At 61.6% G+C, this 9,471-nt stretch carries 13 protein-coding genes and 2 tRNA genes; 3 read left to right on the top strand and 12 right to left on the bottom strand.

Going from position 1 to position 9,471, the window contains the following annotated elements; translation table 11 throughout:
• The 5 genes from ACE3TY_RS08875 to ACE3TY_RS08855 form a co-directional block, all read right to left on the bottom strand.
• Positions 1 to 391, bottom strand: a 391-nt coding sequence (locus tag ACE3TY_RS08875) for an ATP-binding cassette domain-containing protein (RefSeq protein ID WP_374652659.1), incomplete at its 3' end; no start/stop codon positions are given.
• Positions 286 to 678: a cysteine peptidase family C39 domain-containing protein gene (locus ACE3TY_RS08870; protein WP_374652666.1), complete on the bottom strand. Its 393-nt coding sequence runs from the start codon at positions 676 to 678 to the stop codon at positions 286 to 288. The genes ACE3TY_RS08875 and ACE3TY_RS08870, both read right to left, overlap by 106 nt.
• A 650-nt stretch (positions 679 to 1,328) precedes the next feature.
• Positions 1,329 to 1,405, bottom strand: a tRNA-Arg gene (locus ACE3TY_RS08865).
• 9 nt (positions 1,406 to 1,414) lie between these two features.
• Positions 1,415 to 1,723 (bottom strand): ETC complex I subunit, encoded by a 309-nt coding sequence (locus ACE3TY_RS08860; protein WP_374652658.1) that lies wholly within the window; start codon positions 1,721 to 1,723, stop codon positions 1,415 to 1,417.
• Between the two features lie 171 nt (positions 1,724 to 1,894).
• Positions 1,895 to 1,971: transfer RNA gene (locus ACE3TY_RS08855), tRNA-Pro, on the bottom strand.
• Between the two features lie 226 nt (positions 1,972 to 2,197).
• On the opposite strand from ACE3TY_RS08855, the gene ACE3TY_RS08850 reads away from it, so the two are divergent.
• Complete coding sequence (locus ACE3TY_RS08850; protein ID WP_374652657.1) at positions 2,198 to 2,533, top strand: HU family DNA-binding protein; 336 nt, start codon at positions 2,198 to 2,200, stop codon at positions 2,531 to 2,533.
• An 85-nt stretch (positions 2,534 to 2,618) separates the two neighbouring features.
• Here ACE3TY_RS08850 and ACE3TY_RS08845 read toward each other — a convergent pair whose 3' ends face one another.
• The 7 genes from ACE3TY_RS08845 to flgB form a co-directional block, all read right to left on the bottom strand.
• Positions 2,619 to 5,027 (bottom strand): response regulator, encoded by a 2,409-nt coding sequence (locus tag ACE3TY_RS08845; RefSeq protein WP_374652656.1) that lies wholly within the window; start codon positions 5,025 to 5,027, stop codon positions 2,619 to 2,621.
• Between the two features lie 94 nt (positions 5,028 to 5,121).
• Positions 5,122 to 6,192 carry a flagellar biosynthesis protein FlhB gene (gene flhB / locus ACE3TY_RS08840; protein WP_374652655.1) on the bottom strand — a complete coding sequence of 357 codons (1,071 nt, stop codon included), beginning with the start codon at positions 6,190 to 6,192 and terminating at the stop codon, positions 5,122 to 5,124.
• Positions 6,193 to 6,203: 11 nt separating this feature from the next.
• Positions 6,204 to 6,965 carry a flagellar biosynthetic protein FliR gene (locus ACE3TY_RS08835; protein WP_374652654.1) on the bottom strand — a complete coding sequence of 254 codons (762 nt, stop codon included), beginning with the start codon at positions 6,963 to 6,965 and terminating at the stop codon, positions 6,204 to 6,206.
• A gap of 9 nt (positions 6,966 to 6,974) precedes the next feature.
• Positions 6,975 to 7,235 (bottom strand): flagellar biosynthesis protein FliQ, encoded by a 261-nt coding sequence (gene fliQ, locus ACE3TY_RS08830; RefSeq protein ID WP_374652653.1) that lies wholly within the window; start codon positions 7,233 to 7,235, stop codon positions 6,975 to 6,977.
• Positions 7,236 to 7,273: 38 nt separating this feature from the next.
• A complete protein-coding gene (gene fliE, locus ACE3TY_RS08825) occupies positions 7,274 to 7,585 on the bottom strand; it encodes a flagellar hook-basal body complex protein FliE (protein ID WP_374652652.1) in 312 nt (103 codons plus the stop codon).
• Between the two features lie 18 nt (positions 7,586 to 7,603).
• Positions 7,604 to 8,011, bottom strand: a complete 408-nt coding sequence (gene flgC, locus ACE3TY_RS08820) for a flagellar basal body rod protein FlgC (protein WP_374652651.1) — start codon at positions 8,009 to 8,011, stop codon at positions 7,604 to 7,606.
• Between the two features lie 21 nt (positions 8,012 to 8,032).
• A complete protein-coding gene (gene flgB / locus ACE3TY_RS08815) occupies positions 8,033 to 8,437 on the bottom strand; it encodes a flagellar basal body rod protein FlgB (RefSeq protein WP_374652650.1) in 405 nt (134 codons plus the stop codon).
• A gap of 283 nt (positions 8,438 to 8,720) precedes the next feature.
• Here flgB and ACE3TY_RS08810 point away from each other — a divergent pair, with 283 nt between their 5' ends.
• Positions 8,721 to 9,089 (top strand): EscU/YscU/HrcU family type III secretion system export apparatus switch protein, encoded by a 369-nt coding sequence (locus ACE3TY_RS08810; RefSeq protein WP_374652649.1) that lies wholly within the window; start codon positions 8,721 to 8,723, stop codon positions 9,087 to 9,089.
• Positions 9,086 to 9,448, top strand: a complete 363-nt coding sequence (locus ACE3TY_RS08805; protein WP_374652648.1) for a hypothetical protein — start codon at positions 9,086 to 9,088, stop codon at positions 9,446 to 9,448. The genes ACE3TY_RS08810 and ACE3TY_RS08805 overlap by 4 nt, the downstream gene beginning before the upstream one ends.
• The last annotated feature ends 23 nt before the right edge of the window (positions 9,449 to 9,471 follow it).

Below are 9,471 nucleotides of genomic sequence, written 5' to 3'. Positions count from 1 at the left end.
CGATGATCAGCACCGTGCGCCCCCTGGCAATCGCCGCCATATTGTCCTGGATGATGCGCTCCGATTCATAATCCAGGGCCGAGGTCGCCTCGTCGAAGATCAGGATCTTCGGGTTGGTGACCAGCGCTCGCGCGATCGCCATGCGCTGGCGCTGCCCGCCGGAGAGGCTGGCGCCGCGTTCGCCCAGCACCGTGTCGTATCCCTGGGGCAGTTCCAGGATGAAGTCATGGGCGCCGGCGAGCTTCGCCGCCGCCACCACGCGCTCCATCGGCATGCCGGGATCGCTCAGCGCGATGTTCTCGCGGATCGACCCGGTGAACAGCACATTCTCCTGCAGCACCACGCCGATCTGCCGCCGCAGCCAGGCCGGATCGATGAGGGCCAAGTCCATGCCTTTTCCAGCTCCGCGCGGGTGAGCGCCACCGGCCGGTTCTCCTCCGGATCGTGCACCAGGGCCTTGACTTCCTGTCCCTCCCCCGCTGCAACCTTCGCAAGAACGAAGAACCTGCCATCCTTGCTCTGCGCCACGGCCGGCAGCGGCGTCTTGGCGAGTTTCCGCCAGTCGGATGCCACCCAGCGCGCCTTGAGACCCGATTCCCGCGCCGCCCGCAGCAGGTCCGAATCGGAGAGCCCCTCAGGCCCCGGCGCAAAGCGGTGTCTGAGCGCCTGCGGCTCCACCGCCAGGCCGTGAAAACGCAGCAACAGCACAAGGCAAAGCAGCCCGGTATCAGGGACTTGCGGGGCCGCCGCCGATGCGACACCCAATTGTTCCGGCGCTGCCTCTGCGACCACGCCCTACCCCTGTTTTCTCAAGCGTTAGGGATTTCGTCCCGATGTTTCCGGAGAAAACTAAAAGGCGCATACGATCCAGGCAAGTAAATATTCCATTAATCTCTTACCTAAGTTGCGAACTTCCGCTGGATTCTGCTGTACATGTGCTCAACAGCTATAAGTTTAGAATTGAACCAATTAACCTCTGACGACTATCAGCCAGTAAAACTTGATGCAGACGCCTGGATTCGAGACGGCGCCTACAATCGCGTCCGCTATGACCTTCTGGCGCGCCGCGCGGCTTTCTGCTTCAAGGCGGCACACGCGTGCCATTTCTCCGTCCGCGTGGCCATCCTCAGCTGTGCTCTTACGCGCCGTTTAAGTTTTTGTGAAAGATACATCACCGCGAAAAATCTACGGCAAGCCCCCCGCTAAAACTTCAACCGACGGTGCCAAAGCGCTCGGCAAACCACACTGATCGCTCTTCCGGTGCACTGACCGGAATAGACAAGAGCGGCAGTTGCAATTCCACTGCCGCCCTTTTCGTTTTCGCAATCTGGCGACCCCAGCAAGATTCGAACTTGCGACCTATTGCTTAGAAGGCAATTGCTCTATCCAACTGAGCTATGGGGTCCGATCTGCTTCAATGGGTCCAGCGGCCGACACGGTCGTAGCGGAAATTATCGGCATAGGCCTTGGGCGCCACGCTGCGCTGCTTGGGCTGCTCGATCTCGTAGGCGATGCCTTCGCGCGTCGCGTAGGCTACAGCCTCTTCCCGCGTGGCGAAGGTGAGACGCACCTGGCGCTTGGTGTCGTCGCTGGAGGTCCAGCCCATGAGGGGGTCGGCCTGGCGCTGTGTTTGCGGGGGGAACTCCAGGATCCAAACGCTGGCGCGCCCGGAGCGCCCGGACTGCATCGCCGATTTCGCTGGCTGGTAGATTCTCGCGGCCATCGCCCAATCCTCGCTTCTTTCCGTTCCTATCCGCCCACGGCCGATTCGGGCCCCAGGCAACAGCCTTGCGCCCCGCCACCGGGGCCTGGAGCTGAAATTTTTCTGTGCCGGCATTCGGCCTCAGAATCGCCTCAAAGCTTGAAAGATCCCGTTAACAGGGACTTCGCGAGATGGTCGGGGTGAGAGGATTCGAACCTCCGACACCCTGCTCCCAAAGCAGGTACTCTACCAGGCTGAGCTACACCCCGATCCCGCAAAATCAAGCATTTCCAGTCGTTTTATCAAAGCCCGCGGAAACTGCAACGGGCGTTTTCGTGACCGGTTCGGCTGCTCCAGGCACGCTGTCCGATACCTCTCAGTCCGTTCCACCAGCGGTTTGGAACTCGTCATTGCGCTGCAGAAAGGCCCACGTCAAGCGGATTTCTGTCATTCCGGGCCAGCTTTCTTTGTTTGCGACTCATTCCACCCGTCGTTATGCTCCGGCCTTGGGAATCATCCGCGACAGAGGGGCTTACTATGGCAACCGCACCACAGAAGACGATAACCTTGAAGCAGCTCGGTACCGATCTGGCCGACAAGCACGAATTGTCGAAGAAGCAGACCAACGAAGTCCTTACCGATCTCGTGGCGCTGATCGGCAAGCACCTGAAGAAGGGCGACAAGATCCGTATCCCGGCTCTTGGCATCCTGCAGGTGCGCAAGCGTCCGGCGCGCATGGGCCGCAACCCGGCGACCGGCGAAGCCATCAAGATCAAGGCCAGCAAGAAGGTCGCCTTCCGCGCTGCCAAGGAACTCAAGGAATCGATCTGATCGCTTCCTGACAAGTTCCCAGAGACTTGCGACAACGCCGCGCCCCATTGGAGCGCGGCGTTCTCGTTTGCGGAAACCCAACCACTTAGTCGAGCACTTCCTTCACCTTGCTGGCGAGCTGCTTGAGAGTGAAGGGCTTCATCAGGAAATGCGCCTCCTCGCCCGCGTCGATCTTGCGGCGGAAATCGTCTTCGGCATAGCCGGAGATAAAGATGACCTTCACATCCGCCCGGCGCTGGCGGACCTCCTTGATCAGGGTCGGTCCATCCATCCGCGGCATCACGACATCGCTGATGATGAGGTCGATATCGTTGAGCTGCTCGTTGATGAGCTCCAGCGCCGCCTCGCCGCTGCGCGCTTCCAACACCTTGTACCCCTTGTTGCGGAGCGCCCGGGCGGAGAAGAGCCGCACCGCATCCTCATCCTCGACCAGCAGGACGGTGCCGATGCCGGTCAGGTCGCGCGGCTGGTCTTCCGCACTGTCCGCCCGGGCGGCCGCGTCGCCGGCGGCGGCATGCTGCGGCAGATAGATGCGGAAATTGGTCCCCTTGCCAAGCGTGCTGTCGACAAAGACGAACCCGCCCGTCTGCCGCACGATGCCGTATACCGTGGAGAGGCCGAGTCCGGTTCCCGACCCCACCGCCTTGGTTGAGAAGAACGGCTCGAAAATGCGGTCCAGAATGTCGGCCGGGATGCCGGAGCCGGTATCGGCGATTTCAATCAGCACATAGGATCCCGGCGGCATCACTTCGACGCCCCGGCTGATCGGGTCGGTCGTCGCGATATTGCGGGTACGAATCAGCAGGCGGCCGCCCTCCAGCATCGCGTCGCGCGCGTTGACGGCGAGGTTGATGATCACCTGCTCCAGCTGGCCGGCGTCGACGCGCACGAATTTGAGGTCGCGGCCATGCTCCATCATGAGTTCGATATTCTCGCCGATGAGCCGGCGCAGCAGATGCGACAGTTCCGCCAGCACGTCGGTCACATCGAGTACGCGCGGCTGCAGAGTCTGCTGACGCGAGAAAGCCAACAGCTGGCGCACGAGGTTGGCCGCGCGGTTGGCGTTCTGCTTGATCTGCATGATGTCGGCAAAAGACTGGTCGCCCGCCTTGTGCCGCAGCAGCAGCAGATCGCAGAAACCGATCATTGCCGTCAGCAGATTGTTGAAATCGTGGGCGATGCCGCCAGCCAGCAGACCCACCGCCTGCATCTTCTGCGACTGCGCGAATTGCGCTTCAAGCCGCTTCTGCTCGGTGGCATCGATGAGGTGCACGATCATCCCTATGGCACGGCCCCTGTCTTCGCGGCGGGAAGCATAGATGGTGACCGAGCGCTGCTTGTCGCCGATGAGGCGCACGGTAAGCGGCTGGCCGGCCCGGCCTTCCGCCATCACCTGGCCAAGATGCGCCTCGGCCGCCGCGCGTTCTTCCGGCTGCACCAGATCTACAAAGCGCGCCTGCGCCCATTCTGCACCGACCAGAAGGTGTTGGAAGGCCGGATTTGCCTGCTCCACCCGTCCATTCTCGTCGAGCAACAGAATGCTGGCCGGGGCTTCCTCGAAGAAACGCTGGAAATACTGCTCAGATACTTGCAGCGCACTCTCCAGCTCCCGCTCGCGGCTGAGATCGTGCACGACCGAGCGGGTGCGCAGCTTGATCCCCGTGCCGTTGGACGACTGCACATTGGCGACGTCGTGCCGGATGAAAGCCTGGAAGGTACGATTGTTAGGCCCGCGAAGGGCAACTTCGCCGCTGCGTGCCGCCATGTCGCGGAAGGGAGAATAGGCCTGCGCATCCGCCGGCAGCGGATCGGCGACGAGATTGTGCAGAGTCTGCCGATAACCGCCCTCATTGTCCGGCAGCAGGCCCAACCAGCTCGCCAGCGTCGAATTCACGAACAGGAAGCGACCGTTCTCGTCGACCGAGTAAAATCCGATCGGTGCGTGCTCGATGAGGTCGGCGAAGGTTTCGTGGTCGGAACGAATGAAATCCTCGATCTGCCGCTGCGCCGTGACTTTCTCCGCCCCCCACAGAACGAAGCCGGGAAAACCGGCGATGCTGCGCCCGGAAACGTCGAACCAGTCAGTCTGGCCGTCGCCCAGCGGCACCTCGATTTCGGTCCGGCCGCGCCCGCCTTCGGCCACGGTCCGGATCAGCTGTTGCAGAATCTCGGCGGCATCCGATCCGCCATTCACCCGGGCGAGCAGCAACTTGGGCAAAGGTTCGTTGACGCCCTGAAAGAGGCGCCCGAACGCGTCGTTGGCCAGGACGACGCGCCCCGCCGGATCGATAAGCTGGCGGGCGCGGCTCGTGGCATTGAGGCTGCCGAGGAGAAGGTCATGCCGCCCGGCCGTGCGGCGCCAGACGAAGTAACCGCCCACCAGCACCGCGACCAGCAGCGCGATGATGGCAACGGCCAGGCCGAGCGGCCAGGTCGCCGCCGCCTCCATGGATTGCGCCCAGGCCGGCTTCGCCAGCACCAGCAATACCGACATCACGCCACGAAATGTGCCTGCTCCGCCCAATCCTGCCATCCCCGTCCGCATTTTCCGGCCGAGTGTAGCCGATCCGCCTGCCAAATCCAGCGCGCTAGAAACGCCGCTTCTTCAGTTTGAAGATATAGGAAATCAGCTCGGCGACGGCCTTGTAGTATTCCGGCGGGATTTCCTGGTCGATATCGACGGCAGCATAGAGGCCGCGGGCGAGCGGCGGATTCTCGATCACCGGCACATCCGCCTCTTCCGCCACTTCACGGATGCGCAGAGCGACCTTGTCCGTACCTTTGGCGACGACTTTGGGCGCCGACATGGCCGACTGATCGTATTTCAGTGCGACGGCGTAATGGGTCGGGTTGGTGACCACCACATCGGCCTTCGGCACCTCGCCCATCATGCGCCGGCGGGCGCGTTCCATGCGCAACTGCCGCAGGCGGCCTTTGACCAGCGGGTCGCCTTCCGTCTGCTTGTATTCGTCGCGCAGATCCTGGCGCGACATGCGCAGGCTCTTCAAATACTCCCATCGTTGATAGAGGATATCGGCTGCCGCAATGACGCCCATCACGATAAAGACGCCGATCAGCAGGATATGCACCTTGTCGTTGATCGCCGCCACGAGCTGGATCATATCCATGCCGATGAGTTTGTGCAGATCGCCGACGCTGGGGACGATGAAGTAGCCGACAACGGTAGCCACGATGGTGATTTTCAGGATACCCTTGACCAGTTCGGCGACCGAGCGCAGCGAGAAGATTCGCTTGAAGCCGGCCATGGGCGAAATTTTGTCGAGGCTCGGCATCATGTTCTCGGCCGACCACAACAGGCCGAACTGCAGAAAGCCGGCACCGAAGGCGGCCAGAAGCGCCAGCGCGATCGGCGCGATGCCGGCCAGCAAGATCACACCCAGCGTGCGCCAGGCGAGATTGAGCAGATGCCCCATGTCGGTGGGAATCTGATCGGGCGATTCGATGAACTGCATCGACAGGCTGCTGATCTGCTGAGCGGCATAGCGGCCGAAGAGTACGACCGCCAACGTGAAGGCCAGGATCATCAGCAGATGGTTGAACTCCTGCGACTTCGGCACCCGCCCTTCGTTGCGCGCTTCGTCCAGACGTTTGGACGTTGGGTCTTCTGTTTTTTGTGAGTCGTCATTGTCTTCGGACATCGCTGACCCACCTATTCCACAAAACCAGTGAGATGGTTGCGATAGACTTCAAGGAACCAGATCATCGCCGCCGAAATGGTCACCGCCATCAGGCCGAAGCCCACCAGCAATTGCAGCGGCATGACGACGAAGAAGACCTGCAGGGTCGGCATCAGGCGCGCGATCAGTCCCATGCCGACGAAAAGGACCAGACCGTAGACCAGGAAAGGGGCCGACATCTGCATGGCCAGCAGGAAGGAATCCGCCGTGACGCGCGCGATCATATTGGCGACGTCCTGCAAAGGCGGCATCTGGCCGGGCTCGAACAGGCCATAGGTCCCCACCAGCGCGCGCAGCGTCAAGTGGTCAAGGCCGGTGGCGAAGATCAGCACGATGGCCACGGCGACCAGGAAGTTGCCGGTCACCGCGCCCTGCTGAGCCGTGGTCGGATCGCTCGACAGCGCATTGGCGATGCCCATCTGCAGGGCGATCGTCATGCCGGCCGTAAGCGTCGCCATCAGGATGATCCGGCAGATCAGGCCGAAGAATATGCCGATGGTAATCTCGCCCAGTATCAGGATCCCCAGGGCGGCGGGTTCCGGCGGCAGGACCGGGATCATGTCCTTGACCAGCGGCATCAGCACGAAGGAGAGCAACAGCGCGAAGGAAAGGCGAACCCGCACGGCGACATAGACCTCGCCAAAGCCCGGCATCAGCGAAACGGCGGCACCGACCCGCGCGAAGATCAGAAGAAATTGAAAGATCGACCCGGTCAGAAAGGCTTCGATCGTCATGACGGGATGTCAGCCGACCGCCCGCGACATGATCTGTTCGGTGAAATCGACCAGGGCATGCAGCATGAAAGGCGCCAGCAACAGCAACGAAATGAAGACGATCACGATCTTCGGAACGAAAGTGAGGGTCGCTTCCTGAATCTGGGTGAGCGCCTGGAACAGTGAAATAAGCAGGCCGACGACAAGCGAAATCAACATGATCGGCGCGCCGACTTTCAGCGTGACGATCACGGCATCGCGCGCGATCTCAAGGAGAGCTGCCTCATCCATCTATTAAGCTTATCATGAAACCGCCCGCTGCCGCAGGATCAGATCGGCATCCGCATGATTTCCTGATAGGCGGAGATTACGCGGTCGCGCACGGCCGTTACGGCCTGCAAGGTCACTTCCGCAGCCGAGACGGCCGTTACCACGTCGGTGACATTGGCCTGGCCGGCGGCGGCCAGCATGGTCTGCTTCTCGTCGCCTTTGCCGGTTTGAATGGCGTCGTTCTTGATATTCTGCAGCAGCTCGCCAAAGCTGGGCCCAGCTTTCTCGCGGGCTTCCATGCCGCCGCTGCCCAGCGCCTTGTTGGCGGCGTTATAGGCGTTAACGGCATTGCTGATGATCGGGTCGGCCATGGCGATATTCCCCTACCCTCAGCGCAGGACATCGATGGTGCGCGACAGCATCGAACGCGATGCCTCGATAACCTTCAAATTGGCCTCGTACGAGCGCTGCGCTTCGCGCATGTCGGTCATTTCGACCAGCCCGTTCACATTGGGCAGGCTGACATAGCCGTCCTTGTCCGCGGCCGGGTTACCGGGGTCGTATTTCTTGCGGAAATCGCTGGGGTCGGTGCCGACCTTGGCCACCTTGACCAGATCAACGCCCATTTCCCGGTCGAGCTGGTTCTTGAAGGTGATTACCTTGCGCCGGTAGGGGTCCTCGCCAGCACTCTCGGCGACGGAATCGACATTGGCCAGGTTCTCGGCGATGACGCGCAGACGCTCGCCCTGCACCCGCATGCCCGAGGCCGAGATGAACATCGTGTCAAAAAGTTCCATTTTGCGCTCCTAGCGACCCGGTTAGCCGTTGCGGCCGATCGCCGTCTTAAACAGGTCGATATGCTTGCGGTAAAGATTGACCACCATGTTGTAGTTCATCTGGGTTTCGGAGACTTTCATCATCTGCTCCTCGACCACCACGGCGTTGCCGACGGGCGCCGCCTCATAGGTCTTCTTTGCCTTCTTGGCGTCGAAATCGCCGACCGGCGCCACGGTCCCCACCATATGCTTCTTGTCGGTCCGCTCCGGCGCCACGGGATCCAGCTTGCGCATCTCGGCTTCGAAGTCGATTGGCTTCAGATCCTTGGGCTGGTAGCTCGGCGTATCGGCATTGGCGATGTTCTGCGACAGCACCCGCGTGCGCTGGCTGAGCCAGTTCATCCGCTCGGTCAGCCGCTCAAACAACGGGATGTTGGTGAAATCCATCCGTTCCGCTCCCGACAGCCGCCCTCCGAGACACCACTCGGATGACGATCTTCCCCGGCACTTTCTGCCCTAGCTCTTAAGATCCCGTTAAATTACCTAAAATGCTATGAAAAATCTCGGCAAATTGGCGCGATCTCACCACCCGAGTGTGCGCAAGCCGGAACGCATTGATTCAGCACCATATTGCGACAGCGTTAAGACCTCGTTAAGCAGCACCGTCCATAGTATAAACGCACTTGGATTGTCCCGTGGGCCACAGAATCAGATTGGGGAATCGGCCCCGATGGAGCAGGAAATGGGCGTCAGCGACGAGGACGAGATCGGCCCCCGCCGCCCCCGATGGCAGAAGCCAAAGGAGCGCGTACCCATTGCCGTGGCCCTGGATCACAAGCCGCGCATGGGCATCCCGCCGACCGGGGCGGACCGCCGCGCCCCGCGTGTCGTCGCGACCGGCCGCGGCAGCATCGCCGAGCAGATACTCGAGATAGCCTTCGCACAGGGCGTGCCGGTCCGCGAGGATCCGGACCTGGTCGAATTGCTGGCAGCCGTCGAACTCGATGCCGAGATCCCCGTCGATGCAATCGCTGCCGTGGCGGAGATCCTCAGCTATATCTATCGTGCCAACGGCCGCGGCACGGATGAGACCCCATGAGCGCACCACTCCCGCCCGATCACGAAGATCTGGTCTCGGCCATTGCCGAGCTGGCCGCCATGATCAATGACACCAAGATCGCGGCTGAAGCCGGTCAACTGGTCGAACTCGACCTTCTGGCGATGCGCATCGCGGTGCTGTGTGACGCAGTCAGCTCGCTGGCCGTCGAGAAGGCACGGCCTTTGCGCCCTGCTCTCGAGACCCTTATGAGCGAGCTTGACCGCCTCGATTTCGTCCTACGGCGGCGCAATGTCGATCTGTCCCTCGACCTGCAGCAGGCTGACCGTCGTCTCCGCGCCCAGCTTGCCTACGGCACGACGCCGGGCAAGAATCCGGTCTCGCCGGGTGGACGGAAATAGCTCCGTGACAGCCCTTCTCTGAC

The sequence above is a fragment of the Dongia sp. genome (genome assembly GCF_041918875.1).
Classification (GTDB): Bacteria; Pseudomonadota; Alphaproteobacteria; order Dongiales; family Dongiaceae; genus Dongia.
Note: the sequence above shows the minus strand (reverse complement) of the source record. Positions and strands in the feature narration are given on the sequence as shown.